The organism is Bordetella tumbae (genome assembly GCF_054780995.1).
The window spans coordinates 384614-403569 of record NZ_BAAGVG010000003.1 but is presented as its reverse complement, the minus strand read 5'-3'; the positions used below and the strand labels follow the sequence as shown (position 1 = coordinate 403569).

Sequence of the window (18956 nt, the reverse complement as noted above, 5' to 3'; positions counted from 1 at the left end):
TTTCCCGTCCGCCCCTGTCTGTCACTGTCTAAGACTTGCCAATCTGGTGGAGCCGGGGGGAATTGAACCCCCGTCCGCAAGCCCTCCGCAACCAGTTCTACATGCGTAGTCGACCTATTTAGTTTTAACCATGGACTTAGCCGATCGACAGGCCGGACCATGGCGATTCACGTAATTTAAGACTGAACCGTGTGACCCCAGTGCAGCCCGATTCCTTGTAAAGGACGCTGCTGCGATTCGAGGTTGCCCCCTAGGAAGTTGCCTTCCCTCGCCTGACCCAAGGACAGATCAGTGCAGCGGCTCACCGCTTAAGCGGCGAGAGCGAAACGCTCTTCGTTTGCGTTTAAAGTGTTCCAGTGGTTTTACGAGCTTACTGGTGCTCGGCATGCCCTGAGTTGTTTCGCGACCCACGTCGAATCCGGATCGGCCCCAAGATTCTCTATTGTACTCCAATTGGACCAGATAAAGCAGTCGCACACACCTCTCGCACAATCTGCGCAAACCGCTCCTCGGCGTCCAGCGGCAGGTCGCGTACCTGGCGTATCAAACTGACTGGCGGCAGCTCCCAGTTCCATTCCCAGGCCACGCGCGCAACGCCTCCGCCCTGCTCCATGTCATGCGCAATATCCTCTGGAACGATGGAAAGCAGGTTTTGATTGTTGCGCAACATCCCGGAGATCACATCGATGGAATAGGTCTCCACACGTGCGACGGGTGGGCGGACTTGTTCGCGGGTGAAGAGCTCGGTCACCATGTTGCCGATAGGGGTCGCCGACGACGGCAGGATCCAGTCTACGTCGGCCAACATGCGCCAGTCGGGTTTGGTGCGCGCGATGCGCCGGGCGAGCGCAGGATGGGCGATCAATGCAGGCCGCTGCGTGTACAGCACCTGGTGCCACATGTCGTTCATGCCAACGGCTGCTGCGGCGCGGCCGATGACGCAATCGATTTCGTGGGCGCGTAATTCCTTTAACAGCTGATCGGTGGTCGCTCGGTGCAGCACGACGTTGATGCCTTCGGCGCACAGGCGCTCCAGCGTCGGCGTCAGAATGCGGCCGGAAACAAAGGGAATCGCCCCTACCCGCAATTGGGCAGCTCGGCCTGAGCGTACGGCCTCCATTTCCTGGCCCCAATGGTCCAGGTCCAGCATCATCCGTTCCGCTCGCACCAGGGCCAGCTTGCCCAGCGGCGTAGGCTCCAGCCCCTGGCGCGAACGCACGAATAAGGGGGCCTCGAAGATGTCTTCGATTTCGGCCAGAGCCTTGGTCGCGGCGGGCTGGCTGATGCCCATCGCGTCCGCTGCGCGCGTCAATGAACGCAGACGCCCCAATCGAGTCAGCAACGTCAGGTGCCGCAATTTCAGCCGTGAAAACAATCGTGCGCCGGGTCGACGGCCGGCAGTATCGGAATGGGAGGAACGCGCAGTTGTCATGGCAATGACGAAGAAGAAAGACCGGTCTGGGTGAAAAAGAACCGAACGAAAAAACCGTGGTGGAGCCGGGAAAAAACGGCCTATAGCGCCGCTAAACGCCCACAAATGCATAACCAAATGGTTATGCATTGATTGGAAATACGCATATTACCGTTATTTGCACTCTTTATACTGACCTCCTCTTCCCCGCGCTTTCCTCCGGTATTCGCCTATGTCCTCCCCCAGTTTCACGACCCGCCCGGAAATCCGTGGCACGTTTGGCGTGGCATCGTCTACGCATTGGCTGGCCACGCAGGTCGCCATGAGCGTGCTGGAGCGCGGCGGCAACGCGTTTGATGCCGCCGTCGCGGGCGGTTTCATGCTGCAGATTGTCGAGCCACATTTGAACGGCCCTGGCGGCGAGGTGCCTATCCTGTTCTGGAACGAAAACGATCCGCGTATCCAATCGATATGCGGTCAGGGCACCGCGCCTCAATTGGCAACGCCCGCCTATTTCCGGAATATGGGCGTAGATCTGGTGCCCGGCGTGGGCCTGCTGCCAGCCACCGTGCCCGGCGCGTTTGGCGCGTGGCTGACGATGCTGCGCGATCACGGCACCTGGGAACTGGCAGATGTACTACGTCCGGCGATTGATTACGCTCGCAATGGTTTTCCGCTGGTGCCACGCATCGTGCAGGCGATTTATTCGGTACAGGATCTGTTTCGCCAGGAATGGCACAGCTCGGCCGATGTCTGGCTGCCTGGCGGCAAAGTGCCGCATCCCGAGCATCTGATGCGTACGCCTGCCATCGCCGATACCTACACGCGGATCGTTAGCGAGGCCAATAACAGAGGTAGCGATCGGCGTGCCCGTATCGATGCCGCACTGGAGATCTGGTATCGCGGTTTTGTCGCCGAGGCGATCGACGCCGCATACCGTACCCCGATGCGCGACTGCACCGGTGAACGGAATGCTGGCCTGCTGCGCCGCGAGGATATGGCGGATTGGCAGGCGACATACGAAGACCCTGCCATGGTGGATTTTGGCCGCTATACCGTCGCCAAATGCGGCGTGTGGTCGCAAGGGCCGGTGTTTTTGCAGCAGTTGGCGATGGCGCGGCATTTGCCGCTAGAGGGACTCGCAGCGGACTCGCCCGCGTTCGTGCACCATATCGCAGAGGCGGCAAAGCTGGCGTTTGCTGATCGACTGGCGTGGTACGGCGACCCACGTTGCAATGATGTGCCGTTGGCCGATTTGCTGTCAGATGATTATGCGCGAGCGCGCGCGGCATTGATCCGTGACCAGGCATCACGCGAACTCATACCCGGATCGCCTGGCGGGCGTACGCCACGGTTACCCGATCTGGACGCAGCACGCCGTGCGCTGGCGCAGGCCGATACGCGTTTTGGCGTGGGAGAACCGACCTTTGCCCAATTACCGCCCGTGGACCAATGGCTGGAGCGCGAGCTGTTTGTGGGGGATACCTGCCACATCGATGTCATCGACAAGGACGGCAACATGGTCGCCGCGACGCCATCCGGGGGATGGCTGTCGTCCAGTCCAGTCGTACCAGGGTTGGGGTTCTCTATCACGACGCGATTGCAGATGACGTGGCTCGACGAAGGTCTGGCAGGACAATTGCAGGCAGGTGCGCGGCCTTGCACCACACTATCGCCCGGCATGGCGTTGCGTGATGGCCAGCCGTATATGGCGTTCGGTACGCCCGGCGGAGATCAACAGGATCAATGGACGGTGGCGTTTTTCCTGCGCCATGCGCTATGCGGAATGAATCTGCAAGAGGCCATCGACGCACCGGCCTGGCATATCGATCACTTTCCAGGCTCATTCTGGCCGCGCACGACAACACTCAACCGTATCACGGTGGAATCGCGCATGCCGGAGAGCACATTGGACGCGCTGCGCGCGGCCGGTCACGAGGTCAAGGTCGGAGCGCCCTGGTCCGAGGGCCGCATCAGCGTATGTACGCGGGAACCGACCGGCAATGGCACGAGACTGCTGCGCGCAGGGGCAAATCCGCGCGGCATGCAGAGCTATGCCGCCGGACGTTGATCGCTATTCAACAAGCGGGCCCGCATTCGGGACTCGCATTTTGTATCGCGGCGCAGGCCGCACATAACAAGGGGATTGATCCATGACTTTTTCATTTCGCAGCGCATTACGCGCTTTCGTTTTAGCGGCAGGCATCGTGCCCGCTGCAGCAATGGCGGCATGGCCAGAGAAACCGATTACGCTGATCGTGCCGTGGGCAGCAGGCGGCTCGACAGACATTCTGGCGCGCATGTTGTCCGAACAGATGACCAAGACATATGGCCAGCCGGTGATCGTGGAAAATCGCTCGGGAGCCTCCGGCAATATTGGATCGGCGTTTGTGGCACGGTCAGAACCGGATGGCTATACCTTGCTGGTCGGGTCGATGAGCACCCATACGATGAACGAGGCGCTCTACGACAACATGCCATTTGATGGCGTGAAAAGCTTTACGCCGATCGCAGAACTCGCGCTGGTGACGAACACGATGGTGGTAAATCCTTCGCTGCCGGTCAATAACGTCAAAGAGTTCATCGACTATGCCAAGGCGAACCCCGAGAAAATCGCGTATGCCTCGGCAGGCCCCGGCTCGACCAATCACTTGAGCGCGGCCATGTTCGAGAAAGCGACCGGCATCAAGATGGTTCACATCCCCTATCGCGGCGGCGCACCAGCGGTCTTGGACACTGTCGCGGATCGTACGCAGGTGCTGTTCAGCGCGGGCACGCAGACTTTGCCGCACGTGCAGGCAAAGAAACTGAAGCTGTTGGCAGTGACCGAGGAATCGCGCTCGCCGCTGCTGTCCGATGTCCCTACCGTTGCGGAAACCGTGCCTGGCTATTCGATGGCGGTTTGGTATGGCGCCTTTGGGCCGGCCGGCATGGATCCTGAGTTGGTTGCCAAATTGAACAAAGAGATCAATCGCATCCTGGAACTGCCGGAGGTGAAAAAGAAAATGGGCGATATGGGAGTGCTGGTCATGCAATCGACACCCGAAGGCTTTGCCAAGACAGTGGCGGCCGATGCACAGAAATACTCCGCCATCGTGCGCGAATTGGGGATCAAGGCGCAATGACGGAATTGGACGTTCGAATCGCCCGGGCAGTACGCGACAGTGCCGCCGTGACCGATGCGCTGACCAGCGCCGATCCTGCGGCGGTATTTGCCGCCATGGATGAATGGTCTCAACCCGTGTTGCAACAAGCGCTATGCACCGTCAATCGTTTCGACTCGCTCAATATGGCTGTGGTGCGGCTCTATAGTTCGGATCCGGTGTCTTATCCGCCTGGCGGGTCGAAGCAGAAACGCGGCATGCCCTGGGGCGAACACGTGCTATTGCAGCGGCGTATCTATGTCGGCGAAGGCCCGGACGCGATCCGGGCCTCGTTTGACGATCATTCGGCGATCTTGGGACTGGGGCTGCAGTCGGTGATCAATGTGCCGGTGGTCGTGGGCGATGTATGCCTGGGAACGGTCAATTTTCTGATGCGCGAAGCACGTGTTCACGACGCGCATATCAGTTTTGCACGACTGGCGGCTTATTTGACGGTGTCAGGATTTCCGCGCTGATTCCGTTTCGAGCGATGGTTCGCGAACACTTTCCCGGCGCGAACCATGCGCCTCGGCATATATCCGAGTGAACTCCGCCCCGAGCAAGAATACCTGCGCGGCGTAATACACCCAGATCAGTACGATTACGAGCGAGCCTGCGGCCGCGTAGGAGGACGCGACCGAGGCTCTCCCCAGGTACAGTCCGATCAAGGATTTACCGATCTCAAATAGCACCGCCGTCACGAAAGCGCCGGTCCAGACGTCCCGCCAGGCAACTGGCGCCTGCGGCATGAATCGATAGATCAACGCAAACAGCAGCGTCAATGTCCCCAATGTCACGACGATATTCAGCCCCTGTAGCAAGATTTCCCAGCCGGGCATCATGACGCCCGCCCAGCTGCCCAATGCCGCGAGTATCGAACTGATGATCAGTGACACCATCAACAAGAAAGCCAGTGTCAGGACCAGCCCGAAAGACAACAAACGGGCCCGGATCATGCTCCATATCCCGGACTGTTTCTTTGCACCGACTTTCCAAATGCGATCGAGCGCGCTTTGCAGTTCCGAGAATACTGTCGTCGCGCCAACCGCCAATACAACAACACTGATAACGGTGGCCACGATACCTTGCGATGGTTCTTGGGCACCTCGGACGACGCCTTCAATCGTCTTGGCGCCTTCTGCGCCGATCATGGCATGGACCTGCTGAAACAGTTGGCCGCGTACGGCTTCTTCGCCCCAGAAAAAGCCGGCAATCGCGATGACAATGATGACTAAAGGCGCCAAAGAAAACACGGTATAGAAGGCGATCGCTGCGCCCATACTCGGCGCGTAATCATCCAGCCAACTATTAACGGCCTGTTTGGCTAAACCGTAGAAACGTTTGATATGCATTCGGCGCTCCGCATTGGCCGGGACTGCTTATCAGCTCAACCGCTTCACCACTCGCGCCACGCGCGCGATGCCATCTTTACCACTGGCGGCGCGGCCGATTAACGCGGTACCGACCGTAGTCAAAATGCCGCGTCGCAGCACGGTACGACTACGCATACCCGCGACCATCAGCAAGGCACCCAGGCTGAACACGATCAGATGCTCGCCCGGAAAACCGGGCCTTTCGTCGTCAAAGGATTTCAACTCTCTCAACATCGAGCCGGCATCTCGAGCGGAAATGGAAGCCTCGGGGAGGGAATGTGTAGGCATGATGTTCCTTGTTCGATACCGCACAAACCGATGGTCCAGCAAGTGACGTGCCAGAGGTCGTAGACGTCATCAAAACGGGGCGGCGTGTACCCGGCCCGTTGATTTCACCTCAACGACGGGGCCGTACTCGCATGCGGCCATGCAATCGGCGCCCCGTCGAAACGACCCGGATGTGCTCTCGCCATCCGGGCCCGCTATCAGAACATAGTATTGTTATTGGCCGATTTTTCCGGAATCGGCTGAACGGCATCCCAGTGTTCGACGATCTTGCCATTCTCCAGCTTGAAAATATCAATGATGGCGTTACCACGCGTTCCGGGCTCGCGCACCGAATGCACATGCAAGATGACGTAATCACCATCCGTAAATGAACGCTTTATCTCGCTGTGGGATTTGGGGAATTTCTCTTTGAGAAACGCGATGAATTTCCGAAAACCTTCGGGCCCGTCGGCAGCGTTCGGATTGTGCTGCACATAGCGATCACCCACATAAGCAAGTGCCGCGTCGGCGTCCTTCTGGTTCAAGCCTTTTTCATAAAAGGCAAGCACGGTCTGGCGATTAGCCTCTTGCTGCGCCTCGCTCGTTGCCGCTGCGGCGGTACCGGCGGACAGAGCCAGTGCAGCGACAACAACCGTGCGCAAAAGATATTTCGTCATAATGAAACTCATCAACGTTCTCCTGTTGCTGGCGAAAAACCGCAGTGATCAACACATCACTTATTTGCGGCCAACGTCTCTAATTTACCCAGCAACTCGCGAAAACGCACGTTATCGTTCTGTATAACTTCAGAGAACGCTTGTTGATCCCCGCATGGACCATTTGTTTACATTATGGAATGCGAGACTGTATTGTTTGCTGCCCACAGCTGCAATCTTTGGATTTATCCGTGGACGGACGAAATGCGACGTCCGTATGCGATCAAGCCTCGCAAAGTTGCGCAGATCATGGGTAGCATTAGCACTTTCATGGCTCATATCACTATGAACTCTCGTACGCACATCGAACCCACCACCGTCGGTGCGCTGGCCGGCTGGCGTGTCACCACGCCTTATGGCAGCGCGTTGATCTCTCAACAAGGCGCACAACTGCTGAGCTACACGCCAGCAGGCGGGCGGCCATTGATCTGGCTGTCTGAACAAGCAGTCTTCAAACCCGGCACTCCTGTACGTGGCGGAATTCCGATTTGCTGGCCATGGTTCGGCGTCTATGACCGCAACCCGCAATCAGTGCGAGACAGTGTGGCCGCCGCGCCGGGCGCCTCATCGCACGGCTGGGTGCGGCAGGTCGACTGGCAGTTGTCGGCACAACTCATAGAGGATGACACGGCGAGACTGGAGTTCACTTTCGAGGCGCCGCGAGACCATGCCCCTGGATGGACACATCATGCGCAGCTCACACTACTGATGCGGTTCGGCAAAAACATCGAAATCACGCTGTCCGTGCGCAACCGAGGGGTCCAGGACCTGACCACAACGCTGGCGCTGCATACTTACTTGGCCGTCTCAGACAGCCAGCATGTCACCATCCAGGGACTCGAGGGCCACCGTTATTTGGACACCGTGGAAAATTGGGAACCTCGGCAACAACAAGGTGCAGTCAGATTCAACGGCGAAACCGACCGGATATATCTGGACACGGCTACGCCACTCACGCTGCATGATCCTGGTTGGAAACGCGATATCCGCCTGCAAGCGAACGGCTCTCGATCCACCGTTGTGTGGAACCCTGGTGCAGCCAAAGCCGCTCGATTAGCCGATATGGCGGACGACTCGTGGTCGCACATGGCCTGCATCGAAACCGCACGGGTGCTTGACGATGCATTGACGGTAGCGCCTGGAGCCACTGAGCGTGTTTCGTTGTCGATTGGCTGGTTGACGACGGGCTAACGCGGTCAGATTGACTCTAGATCTGGAACAATCTGTCCACCAAATGCAGATTTATCTCGAATAACAACAGAATTACAGTAGTGAAAACGGCATTTCCAATGAATTGCCGCCCCTGTTTTATTGGAGAGATCTGCCATGCAAGCCCAACCTACTCTTTTCGTATCTCATGGCGCCCCGACTTTTGCGGTCGAGCCAGGTTTGGCCGGCCCACAATTGAAGGCGCTGGGCGAGCGCCTTCAATCTCCGCGCGCAGTGCTGATCGTCTCGCCTCACTGGATGACGCGCAGCCTGAGCATTACCGCCTCGGCGCATCCTCAAACCATCCACGATTTTGGCGGTTTTCCCGCTGAACTGTATACGTTGCAATACCCCGTCGCGGGCGACCCCGCACTGGCCGAACGCATCGCAGCGTTGCTGCGAAACGCGGGGTACCACGCAGACCTGGATACCGAACGGGGCCTGGATCACGGTGCCTGGGTGCCGATGATGCACATGTTCCCCGAACACCAAGTTCCCGTGCTGCAGCTCTCGTTGCCGATGCATATCAGCCCCGAACAGACCTGGGCGCTGGGACAGGCTTTGGCACCGCTATCGCAACAAGGCGTGTTGATTGTCGGCTCGGGCAGTTTGACGCACAACTTGTACGAGTTTCGTCAGCATGGCGCGGATGAACCGTATGTGAAGGCGTTCGCGGACTGGGCTCGCCAAGCCGTGCAAACGCATGATCAAAATGCGCTGGTGGGCTATTTGGAACACGCACCACAAGCACGGCGTGCGCATCCTACTGCCGAACATTATCTGCCGCTGTTGATCGCCGCAGGCGCGGCTGCGCCCGATGCCGAGGTCGATGTGCTGGACGGCGGCATCGCCCATGGCGTGTTGTCCATGGACAGCTATGTGTTCAATGCGCCCGCTGTGCACTGATTAATCAGTGCATTTCATGCCGAGGTCTTGCCGCGCATCGGCGACCTCGCCAAGAACGGGGATGACATTGACACTCGGAACGTCGCCCCGTGCCTTGGCAAGCATGAACGCAAGCCCACTGCCAAGGACTGGACTACTGCGATGCAGCGCCGCTCGTCGTAGGCTGCCCCGCGGGCGCATTCTGCTGCAGCCATTGCAGTGACTTCATCCCCGCGCGGCCATCGGGTGTCAGGCCGGCGTCGCGCTGGATGGATTTCAGGGCCTCGCGGGTACGCGCGCCTATCAGGCCATCGGGCTGGCCGATATCGAAGCCGCGCGCGATCAACAGGGTTTGCAGCTCGCGCCGTTGGGCGCGTGAGAGGCCGGGATCGTCGGTCGGCCACGCATGTACAAACGGCCCACCGCCGCGCAAACGATCCGACAGGTGCGAGATCGCCAATGCGTAGCTTTCCGCCGCGTTGTAGGAATATATCGCGTCAAAATTCCGCGTCACCAAAAACGCCGGACCCGAAGGGCCTGCGGGCAATAACAACGCGACCTGCATATCGCCCGTTGGCAATGCGCTGCCATCGGCCTTTTTGACGCCCTTTGCCGCCCAGGTGGATATGGGCTGTTTGTTGCGGCGTCCGGCGCCAGAGGTATCCATGCCATCAGGCAGACTCACCTCAAAGCCCCAAGGCATATCGGGCTTCCAGCCGGCGCGTTTGAGGAAATTGGCGGTGGAGCCCAGCGCATCGGGTACGCTATCGACCAGATCGCGACGGCCATCGCCGTCAAAGTCTACGGCCAATCGCAGATACGTTGAGGGCATGAATTGCGTCTGGCCAAATGCGCCCGCCCACGAACCATTCAGGCGCTCGACGCCCAAGTGTTCCTGCTGGATGATCTTCAGCGTGGCAAAGAACTCGCCACGGAAATAGCTTTGCCGGCGGCCGACACATGACAATGTCGATAACGATGTCAGCAACGGACGTCCGCCCAGGATTTTGCCGAAATTGCTTTCCACGCCCCACACGGCGACCACGGTCGCCGGATCTACACCGAACTGAGACTGCGCACGAGACAACTCGGCCTGCCACTGCTGCAAGGCGAGCTTGCCGTCGGCAACGCGCTCGTCGTCAACCAGCGAAGCCATGTAGTCCCAGATCGGCGTCTTGAACTCGGGTTGCGCGTCCAGCAGAGGCAAGACGCTCAGGTCTGGTTCCAGGTCTTTGGTGTAGGTATCGTAGGTGCTGGCCGATACGCCTTGCTTGATCGCCTGGCCACGCAATTGCGACAGGCACTGAGCGAAATCGGCCGAACTATAGGCGGTTGCCGAAGCGGCCTCGACCGCGGCATTGCCGGCCGTAGCGGCCGATGCCAGCGGTGCAGCGCCCGCCCACAGCGCGAGAGAGATAAAGGGCAAGGAATATCGTAGTGTCATGGGCGGGATTTTATAAGCTGGCGCAAAAAATAGCCGACTGGCGAGGTGACGCCATAGTATCGCGCTGTAACCGGCCTGACACGCTCGATCTGCCCTCCCCCCTTTTCACCGTAACAGCGGCCCAATAGTTGACAGACCATATCGGGCCGCCTGCCGATGCCTATCGATCAAGTCGGAGGAATACCCGCGCTCTCTACCGCCCGATGCCAACGCTCACGATCCTGTTGCAAAAAGGTAGCAAACTCTGCCGGTGTATTACCTACTACCTCAACCCCGTCATTGCTCAGACGCTTCGCGATTTCTGGTTTTGCCAGCACGTTGCTGACCGCCCGTTGCACCTTGTCCAGCACCTCGGCAGGCGTGCCCTTTGCCGCGCAAAGCCCTGTCCATGGCACCAGATCCAATTTGGGCAGGCCGACCTCCGACACAGATGGAATATCCGGAAACGCCGTCAACCGTTTCGGGTTCACGGCCGCCAAGGCACGCAACTGGCCGCTTTGCACATACTGGTACGAGCTGATGGGTTGGTCGAAGATGACCTGGACTTCGCCCGACACCAGATCGCTCAACGCCTGACCGGTGCCCTTGTACGGGATGTGCAGCATTTTCACATCTGCCAAATGCTGCATGGCCTCGCCTACCAGGTGGCCAGCCGCGCCGACTCCCGAAGACGCGAAACTCAGTTTGCCCGGATTCTGCTTCGCATAGTCGATGAACTCCTGCATGGTTTTCACAGGCACCTTGGCATTGACCAACGCCAAATAAGGCGTCATCCCAACCAAGGTCACGGGCACAATGTCGGTTGCGGGCTTGATCCGCAGGCTGGGATATAGAAACGGCTGCACCGACATGAAACCCGTTGTGCAAACCAGTAGGGTATGCCCATCCGGCTCGGCCTTGAGCAACGCATCGGCAGCGATATTGCCGTTGGCCCCTGGCTTGTTTTCAATCACGACTTGCTGGCCCAGTTCTTTACTCAACTCCGGCGCAATCAAACGCGCAATCAGATCGTTCGATCCGCCGGGCGAAAAACCGACCAGAATATGAATAGGCTGAGTTGGAAACTCGGCCGCAAGAGCGCTGGCCGCCATCATCGATAGTGCCGCACCGATCGTCTTGATCAGTAACATGCTGCGTTTGGTTTTCATTGATTCCCCTTGTAGCCAAACATGTGGATGTGGACGCAAAACGCCCACCGTCAAGAAAGCACTGCGCGAGCGCGCGCAATACGTCGACACCCTTCCAGCAACTGCGCGTCGCTGGCCGCGAAAGACAGACGGAAGTGGCTGGGAATTCCATAAGCACTTCCCTGCAGCACGGCCAGGTTCTCTGTATCGAGCAAATGCATCACCCACTCATCGCTGTTGTTGATCACACGCCCGTCCGGCGTTTTCAGGCCGAACAAGGCATCGCAAGCGGCGAAAATATAAAAAGCGCCCTCGGGCCGATAGGCCTGGATACCATCGATCTCGTTCAGCGCCTGAACCACCAGGTCCCGCCGTGCCTGAAAACTGCGGCGGCTGGTCGCAATGAAGTCCTGCGGCCCATTCAACGCGGCAACAGTAGCGGCCTGTGCAATGGCGTTGGGGTTGGACGTGCTCTGCGATTGCAGCTTGACCATGGCTTTACACAACTCGATAGGCGCGGCCCCATAGCCGATACGCCAGCCCGTCATGGCATAGGATTTCGAGACGCCGTTGATGGTCAGCGTACGATCCCTTAGTTCGGGTACGACTTGAGCCATCGTGCAAAATTCGCGGCCGTCGTAAAGCAAGTGCTCATAAATATCGTCGGTCATCACCCATACTTGGGGATGGCGCTTCAATACCTCACCCAATGCCACCAGCTCGTCGCGGGTATACGTCGCGCCGCTGGGATTATTGGGCGAATTCAACAGCAACCAACGTGTGCGTGCTGTGATGGCGCGCTCGAGATCCTCGGGTTGCAGCTTGAATCCCTGCTCGGACTTGCCCGTGACGAAAACCGGTTTGCCATCGGCCAGCAACGTGATGTCGGGATACGACACCCAGTACGGTGCCGGAATGATCACCTCGTCGCCTGGCTCCAGCGTGCTCATCAGCGCGTTGAACACGATTTGCTTGGCGCCCGTGCCCGCCACGATTTCGTTAACGGCGTAATCCAGCCCGTTCTCACGCAACAATTTTTGCCGAATGGCCTCGCGCAACTCTGGCGTGCCGCCTACATCGGTATAGCGGGTTTTGCCTTGCTGCATGGCTTGCCAGGCGGCTTCCTTGATGTGTTCGGGCGTATCAAAATCCGGCTCACCCGCCGTCAGGCCAACAATATCGCGCCCTTGAGCCCGCAATTCTCGGGCACGTGCGCCAGCCATCGAACTCGGGGAAGGCTTGATGCGTTGCAGACGGGAAGATATGGCAATCATGCTTGCGGACCGTTGTCATGGAAAAGACAAAAGTATGTGGCAGGTCCTCGCCAACGGCGTAACGAATAATCGGCAGTCCGGGCTATTCCTTTTTTTCCTGCCTTGGCTGACAATCACTTGCGTGAAATTCGTTCTGATTGTTTTGCGGCCGACCCACCCTCTCAAACCTATGAATCCCACATTCAAGCAGCTCGAAGCGTTTTATTTCAGTATCAAGCTGGGCAGTTTCAATGCTGCGGCCGCTCGATTGCATACGACGCAGTCCGCGATCTCCAAGCGCGTGAGCGAACTCGAAACCATGTTGGACGGCCTGGTCCTGCACCGCAGGCCGGCAGGATTGGCGCTGACCAGCCTGGGCCATCGCTTATTGCCGCTCGCCACCCAATCCATACAGCTGCGTACGCAAATCGAAGACTTGGCCGGCACCGAGCAGACCATCAAGGGCGTATTACGCATCGGCGTCACAGAGCTGATCGCGCTGACATGGTTCAGCCGCCTGATTCAACAATTGCATATCAGCCACCCTGAGCTGCGGCTGGAGCCGCTCGTGGAGTCTGGGGTCACCCTATTTCGCAAGGTGGAGTCGGGGCGGCTGGATCTGGCCATCATGGCCGGGACCTACTGGAAAAACGGCTATACCACCGTACGCGTCGGCCAGACTCAGGACTATTGGATGGCAGGTGCGCATGTGTCCATCCCCAACCGTCCGCTGCAACCTGCGGAATTCGCCAACTATCCCGTGCTGGAACAAGTCGAAGACTCTGCAAAGAATCGTTTTTACGCGGCGTGGAGAGCGGAAAACGGTTTTGTATTTGGCCCGGTATTCACGACCAACAGCCTGGTGGTGCGGCGTGAAATGGTGGCCTGTGGCCTGGGCATCAGCCAGATGCCGCTCGATTATGTGAGGCAGGATATCGATAGCGGTGTGCTGAAAATCGTACGCAGCAATCCCATGCCGCCCGAGACCATCTACAGCGCCGTGTGCCACGAGGACAGCCGCAGCCCCGCCGTCGATCTGGTCGTCAACAAGGCTATCGAGCTATGCGATTTTTCGTGCAGGCCGGAATACCCCAGCGCGGATAATGACCTGAATCCCACGATTCCGCTGCGTTAACGGACAGTCCCCTGCAGCGCTGCCAGCTCTGCCTCGTCGAACCCCGCCAACCGGCGCGCCTCGAGATTGAACGGTCCGCGCAGCTTTGGGGCGCTATAACGCTGCGCCAACTCAGCATAGCAAGCCACAGGATCCAGCCCCTGCTGATCGCAAAGATAACGAAACCATTGATTCCCAATCGCCACGTGCCCGATCTCGTCACGCAGGATGATGTCCAGGATAGCGCCGCCGTCCTTGTCCCCGGCGCTGATCAGCTTGTCACGAATGAGCGGCGACGCATCCAGGCCGCGGGCCTCGAGGGTGCGCGGCACGAGCGCCAGGCGGGCCAGCAGATCATCGCGGGTTTTTTCCGCCATTTCCCATAGCCCGTTGTGCGCAGGAAAGTCGCCATAAACGTGACCCAAGGTGCCTAGATGGGTATTGAGCAGGTCGAAATGATAGGCCTCCTCACGCGCCACCCGCAGCCAGTCGCGGTAGAAACCTTCGGGCATGCCCGGGTACCGCCACACGGCATCCAGCGCCAGGTTCACCGCATTGAACTCAATATGCGCGAGCGCATGCAACAACACGGCGCGGCCCTCACGGGATTGCACAGAGCGCTGTTTGACCTGTTGAGGCGGTACGAGCTCGGGCGCGTCAGGGCGTCCGGGTAAATTGACAGGCTCGTCCAACACCAGGTCGGTACTAAGCACGGCATCGTCGCAAATAGCTCGGACAGCAGCCAATTTGTCCGGCCAGGCTCTCGCAGCCAAGGCTGACAGTGCCTGGCTACGCAGATCGGGGCGAATCATGGCGGAAATCACAGTATCGGTCATACAAAAAGAGAGAAAATCATCACCGTGCGATGGGTGTGCTCCATAGTAACCACAATGCCGGTATCACGGATTGCGGCAACTCGTCGGCCAGACTTTATCATTACGCCATGACCTCTCCCGCTCGCCTCGGCATCGCCACCTCGTTATCCCAAATAGACCCGTCCGAATGGAACGCGTTGGCGGGCAATCAGCCATTTGTGCGCCACGAGTTTTTGTCGGCACTACATGAGACAGGCTGCGCGTGCCCCGATACGGGCTGGGCACCGTACTACTTGGTACTACGCCGCGACGAGCGTCTAGTCGGTGGCGTACCACTCTATTTGAAATCCCACTCACGCGGCGAATACGTTTTTGATTACGCCTGGGCGGATGCCTTTGAGCGGCATGGTTTGCGCTATTACCCAAAACTGTTGAGTTCAATTCCGTTTACACCGGTCGGAGGATCGAGGCTATTGGCCGGCACGCAAGAAGACCGTCTGACCTTGGCGCAGGGCTTGATTGAATTGGCACAGGGATTGAAGGTCTCTTCGCTGCACATGCTTTTCCCTGACGAAGACGATTTGCTCGCGCTGCGCGAGGCCGGCTATATGGTGCGCGAAGGGGTGCAGTTTCATTGGCGCAATGCGGGATATGCGCATCTGGATGATTTTCTGGCGGCGTTGAATCACGACAAACGAAAAAAAATCCGCCAGGATCGCAAAAAGGTCCTTGAGGCAGGCGTCGAGTATCGCTGGCTGCACGGCACGCAAATCGATGCGCAGTCCCTGGATTTTTTCTATCGCTGCTATGAGCAGACCTATTTTGCGCACGGCAATGCACCCTATCTGAGCGCAGAATTTTTTGAACGCCTGCATCGCGAGATCCCCGACACCCTGGTATTGATTGTGGCAGTACGAGACGGACAACCCATCGCCGCAGCCTTGAACATGCGGGGCGGCGACACGCTGTATGGGCGTTATTGGGGATCGCTGGAATTTGTCTCGGGCCTGCATTTCGAGACCTGCTATTTACAGTCGATCGACTACTGTATCCAACATGGACTGGCCAGTTTCGAGGGTGGCGCGCAAGGCGAGCATAAGATGGCGCGGGGCCTGCTGCCCACGCCTACGTGGTCGGCGCATTGGATTGCTGATGCCAGATTCGCCGCAGCAATCGAGGACTTTCTGGAACGCGAGACACAGGCTGTAGACGGGTATCTGGGCGAACTGGAAGCCCACACACCCTTTCGGCGCGTACCCTGATTACAGAAAGTGATCGAGCAAGCGCCGGCTGTGTTTGTCCAGCGCGGCAACATCGCGGATCAGATAATGAATGCCATGGCTATCGTCGATCAACAAGGTCTGGCCAACCAGGCGGCGGATGTCTTCCTCGCCTTTTAGCGTGAACGACGTGTCTCCCCTATCTGTCTGAACGTCCCATACAGAGGGCGTGGCGTAGGTGGACACCGCGTTAATGCGCAGAATTTCCGGCATGAATTCGCGGCTGGCCAAAGCATCATTTACCTGCTGCTGCGTTTCGCGAGGCAAGTCGTCCAGCGTGTCCAGCCACAGCAGCTCGTATCCGTCCGCACTCACAATCGAGATGCCATGCAGCGGATCGCTGATCGGAAACGCCCGCACGACTTGAACGTCCTCGTGTGCCTGACCATCGGATGATACGTATACCCAGCGGCCCGAGACATTGAGACGCAAGGAAAACGCCGGCTTAGTATTGTGCATCGTCGTCCTCCGAGGGCAGATCATTTTCGTTGGTGCGAGCCTGGGCCTGATACAGCCGGTAGTACGCCCCCTGTCGAGCCATGAGTTCTTCGTGCCCGCCCTGCTCGATGACGCTGCCGTGATCCAGCACCACCAGACGATCCGCACGGCGCAAGGTACTGAGACGGTGTGCGATGGCGATCGTCGTCCGTCCACGAACCAGATTGTCCAAGGCTTTCTGGATTTCTTTTTCTGTCGTCGTATCGACCGATGAAGTGGCTTCGTCCAGGATCAGTACGCGAGGATCGATCAACAACGCCCGCGCGATGGAAATGCGTTGACGCTCGCCACCCGACAGCGCTTGGCCTCGCTCGCCGACCAACGAGTCATAACCATGCGGCAGGCGCAAGATGAAATCATGTGCATGCGCCGCACGCGCCGCCGCCACGATCTCGTCGCGTGTCGCTTCCGGTTTACCGTAGGCAATGTTTTCCGCGATGGAACCAAAGAACAAAAACGGCTCTTGCAATACGAGACCGATGTTGCGCCGATAATCCGCAATGCGCAGCAAACGAATGTCGGTATCACCCACGAGGATGGCGCCCTCGGACACGTCGTAAAAGCGGCAGATCAGGTTGATCAAAGTGCTTTTCCCTGACCCGCTGTGGCCTACCAGCCCGATCATTTCTCCGGGCTCGATACTCAGATTCAGCCCTCGAATCACCGAGCGATTGCCGTAGCGGAACGCCACGTTTCGCAGCTCGATACGACCATCCACTCGCTCCAGCCGTGCAGGGACGGCAGGCTCGGGAACACTGGATACATGGTCGAGAATATCGAAGATCCGTTTGGCGCCTGCAGCCGCCTTTTGCGTGACGGACACGATGCGGCTCATCGAATCGAGCCGCGTATAGAAACGGCCGATATAGGCCAGGAATGCTGCCAGCACCCCTACCGTAATCTGTTTGTTGGCGACTTGCCAAATACCGAACACCCATACGATGAGCAAGCCGATTTCCGTCAATAGCGTGACGGTGGGCGAGAACAGCGACCACAAGCTATTGACGCGATCGTTGACCTCGAGGTTGCGGTTATTCGCCAGCCGGAAACGCTGAACCTCGCGCTTTTCCTGGGCAAAGGCCTTGACCACGCGAATACCGGGAATCGTATCGGCCAATACGTTCGTGATCTCGGCCCAGATGCGATCGACTTTCTCGAAACCATGGCGCAGCCGATCACGCACTGCGTGAATCATCCAGACGATAAAGGGCAACGGTGCGAGCGTGACGAGCGCCAACCAGGGATTGATCGACACCAGGATGGCTGCCGTCATGGCGATCATCAACACATCGGTCGCGAAATCCAGCAGATGCAAAGACAGGAAAACGCAGATGCGATCGGTCTCGCTGCCGATGCGGGACATCAGATCGCCGGTGCGCTTGCCGCCAAAATACTGCAACGAGAGTTGCTGCAAATGCTCGTAGGTCGTGGTGCGCAGATCGGCGCCGATGCGCTCGCTCACCCAGGCCAGGATGTACGTGCGCGCCCATCCCAAGCCCCACGCCAATAATGCCGACAGCAACAAGCCGCCCAGATACCAGCGCACCAAACCATGATCGATCGGCGTGCCGTTCTGAAATGGAATGAGCACATCATCCATCAAGGGCATCGTCAGATAAGGCGGCACCAGCGTGGCGGCCGTCGCCAGCAAGGTCAATATGAATCCAACGATCAAGGCTGCACGATAAGGCCTCGCAAAACGCCACAAGCGCAATAGCGCCCACGTCGACGTGGGCGGCTCGATCGCCTGCTCACAGGTCTGGCACTCGGCATCCTCCGCTGACAGCGGCTGACCACAGCCTGAACAGCGCGGTTTGTCGTCAAGTACCGTGCTGTGCTGCCGCGCCTCGAACTTTGCAAGTAAACGCAACGCTGCGGAATTATTTGCCAACGTAAAGCACCAAACCCCTAGCCCCACATCGCCCTCATTCAGCGACAAGACCGCAGCACCCGCATGATCATGCAAGCTCAACCGCAACGTCGACGTCAGCCCCCATTCGCGCCACTGCTCATGGTCGGGGGATTTCGCCAGCAATCGTTGATTGGTCAATACAACCAGGCCAGGCCGGAAACGCAGGCGAGTGTCCAGATCGGTTTCCAAGCAGGCCAGAATGGCTTCGCCGGGCGCAAGGCGGGACCGCATTGCGTCGTACAGGGCAGCGTGAGGCTGCCCGGAAATGCCCAAAAAAGGCGGCTTGTTTTTCATGAATGGGGGTCCGGCGAGGCCGGGAAGGCGGCCTGTCCCTTCCTTACAACAGCACGAGTTTATCGGCGTAAAAAGGCGGCGTATAGTAGCAGCCGGATTTATCAATTTCCACTACTAGGAATCATCCCAGCCCAGGCTTCGGCTTCGCATTCTGCACGACATCCCCGCCACATTGTGGGGCCCCCTGTCCGCCGACGCTCCTCCCCCCTCCTCGA

The 18956-nt window shown here is 58.5% G+C and carries 17 protein-coding genes and 1 other RNA gene; 7 read left to right on the top strand and 11 right to left on the bottom strand.

The annotated features are described in order from the left end of the window. Positions 1-44: 44 nt before the first annotated feature. Positions 45-431, bottom strand: a transfer-messenger RNA (tmRNA) gene (gene ssrA / locus ACYVI2_RS03345). 8 nt (positions 432-439) lie between these two features. Next, complete coding sequence (locus ACYVI2_RS03340; RefSeq protein ID WP_415819011.1) at positions 440-1432, bottom strand: LysR substrate-binding domain-containing protein; 993 nt, start codon at positions 1430-1432, stop codon at positions 440-442. Positions 1433-1643: 211 nt separating this feature from the next. Between ACYVI2_RS03340 and ACYVI2_RS03335 the strand changes: the two genes are divergently transcribed. From ACYVI2_RS03335 to ACYVI2_RS03325, 3 genes are all read left to right on the top strand, one after another. Then, positions 1644-3482, top strand: coding sequence for a gamma-glutamyltransferase family protein (locus tag ACYVI2_RS03335; protein ID WP_415819012.1), 1839 nt, complete (start codon positions 1644-1646; stop codon positions 3480-3482). Positions 3483-3564: 82 nt separating this feature from the next. Further along, on the top strand, positions 3565-4536 hold the full coding sequence (locus ACYVI2_RS03330) for a Bug family tripartite tricarboxylate transporter substrate binding protein (RefSeq protein WP_415819013.1): 972 nt from the start codon (positions 3565-3567) through the stop codon (positions 4534-4536). Further along, the gene (locus ACYVI2_RS03325) at positions 4533-5030 is read left to right on the top strand and encodes a GAF domain-containing protein (RefSeq protein ID WP_415819014.1); all 498 of its coding nucleotides are present in this window, start codon (positions 4533-4535) and stop codon (positions 5028-5030) included. Before ACYVI2_RS03330 ends, ACYVI2_RS03325 begins: the two co-directional genes overlap by 4 nt. On the opposite strand, the gene ACYVI2_RS03320 is transcribed toward ACYVI2_RS03325, so the two are convergent. The 3 genes from ACYVI2_RS03320 to ACYVI2_RS03310 all read right to left on the bottom strand — a co-directional run bounded on the left by ACYVI2_RS03320 (position 5013) and on the right by ACYVI2_RS03310 (position 6871). Then, positions 5013-5906 (bottom strand): YihY/virulence factor BrkB family protein, encoded by an 894-nt coding sequence (locus tag ACYVI2_RS03320; protein WP_415819015.1) that lies wholly within the window; start codon positions 5904-5906, stop codon positions 5013-5015. The two genes, ACYVI2_RS03325 and ACYVI2_RS03320, sit on opposite strands and share 18 nt — an antisense overlap. A gap of 30 nt (positions 5907-5936) precedes the next feature. Further along, a complete protein-coding gene (locus tag ACYVI2_RS03315; RefSeq protein ID WP_415819016.1) occupies positions 5937-6215 on the bottom strand; it encodes an adenine nucleotide alpha hydrolase family protein in 279 nt (92 codons plus the stop codon). Between the two features lie 197 nt (positions 6216-6412). Beyond that, positions 6413-6871 carry a nuclear transport factor 2 family protein gene (locus ACYVI2_RS03310; RefSeq protein ID WP_415819129.1) on the bottom strand — a complete coding sequence of 153 codons (459 nt, stop codon included), beginning with the start codon at positions 6869-6871 and terminating at the stop codon, positions 6413-6415. 309 nt (positions 6872-7180) lie between these two features. Between ACYVI2_RS03310 and ACYVI2_RS03305 the strand changes: the two genes are divergently transcribed. Together ACYVI2_RS03305 and ACYVI2_RS03300 are read left to right on the top strand one after the other, a co-directional pair. Further along, positions 7181-8101, top strand: a complete 921-nt coding sequence (locus ACYVI2_RS03305) for a D-hexose-6-phosphate mutarotase (RefSeq protein WP_415819017.1) — start codon at positions 7181-7183, stop codon at positions 8099-8101. 135 nt (positions 8102-8236) lie between these two features. Further along, on the top strand, positions 8237-9025 hold the full coding sequence (locus tag ACYVI2_RS03300) for a DODA-type extradiol aromatic ring-opening family dioxygenase (protein WP_415819018.1): 789 nt from the start codon (positions 8237-8239) through the stop codon (positions 9023-9025). Between the two features lie 133 nt (positions 9026-9158). Here the strand turns inward: ACYVI2_RS03300 and ACYVI2_RS03295 are convergent, their stop codons facing one another. The 3 genes from ACYVI2_RS03295 to ACYVI2_RS03285 form a co-directional block, all read right to left on the bottom strand. Next, on the bottom strand, positions 9159-10448 hold the full coding sequence (locus tag ACYVI2_RS03295; protein ID WP_460490261.1) for a lytic murein transglycosylase: 1290 nt from the start codon (positions 10446-10448) through the stop codon (positions 9159-9161). Positions 10449-10615: 167 nt separating this feature from the next. Further along, positions 10616-11596, bottom strand: a complete 981-nt coding sequence (locus ACYVI2_RS03290; RefSeq protein ID WP_415819019.1) for a Bug family tripartite tricarboxylate transporter substrate binding protein — start codon at positions 11594-11596, stop codon at positions 10616-10618. 50 nt (positions 11597-11646) lie between these two features. After that, positions 11647-12849, bottom strand: coding sequence for a pyridoxal phosphate-dependent aminotransferase (locus ACYVI2_RS03285; RefSeq protein WP_415819020.1), 1203 nt, complete (start codon positions 12847-12849; stop codon positions 11647-11649). 169 nt (positions 12850-13018) lie between these two features. On the opposite strand from ACYVI2_RS03285, the gene ACYVI2_RS03280 reads away from it, so the two are divergent. Further along, positions 13019-13963: a LysR family transcriptional regulator gene (locus ACYVI2_RS03280; protein ID WP_415819021.1), complete on the top strand. Its 945-nt coding sequence runs from the start codon at positions 13019-13021 to the stop codon at positions 13961-13963. Here ACYVI2_RS03280 and ACYVI2_RS03275 read toward each other — a convergent pair. Further along, the gene (locus ACYVI2_RS03275) at positions 13960-14778 is read right to left on the bottom strand and encodes a ferritin-like domain-containing protein (protein ID WP_415819022.1); all 819 of its coding nucleotides are present in this window, start codon (positions 14776-14778) and stop codon (positions 13960-13962) included. The genes ACYVI2_RS03280 and ACYVI2_RS03275 overlap by 4 nt on opposite strands. Positions 14779-14885: 107 nt before the next feature. On the opposite strand from ACYVI2_RS03275, the gene ACYVI2_RS03270 reads away from it, so the two are divergent. Beyond that, positions 14886-16019, top strand: a complete 1134-nt coding sequence (locus tag ACYVI2_RS03270) for a GNAT family N-acetyltransferase (RefSeq protein WP_415819023.1) — start codon at positions 14886-14888, stop codon at positions 16017-16019. Here ACYVI2_RS03270 and ACYVI2_RS03265 read toward each other — a convergent pair whose 3' ends face one another. Both ACYVI2_RS03265 and ACYVI2_RS03260 read right to left on the bottom strand, forming a co-directional pair. Continuing rightward, entirely contained in the window at positions 16020-16496 is a 477-nt protein-coding gene (locus ACYVI2_RS03265; RefSeq protein ID WP_415819024.1) for a cyanophycin metabolism-associated DUF1854 family protein, read from the bottom strand. Next, a complete protein-coding gene (locus ACYVI2_RS03260; RefSeq protein WP_415819025.1) occupies positions 16483-18741 on the bottom strand; it encodes a cyanophycin metabolism-associated ABC transporter in 2259 nt (752 codons plus the stop codon). The genes ACYVI2_RS03265 and ACYVI2_RS03260 overlap by 14 nt, the downstream gene beginning before the upstream one ends. Positions 18742-18956 lie beyond the last annotated feature (215 nt).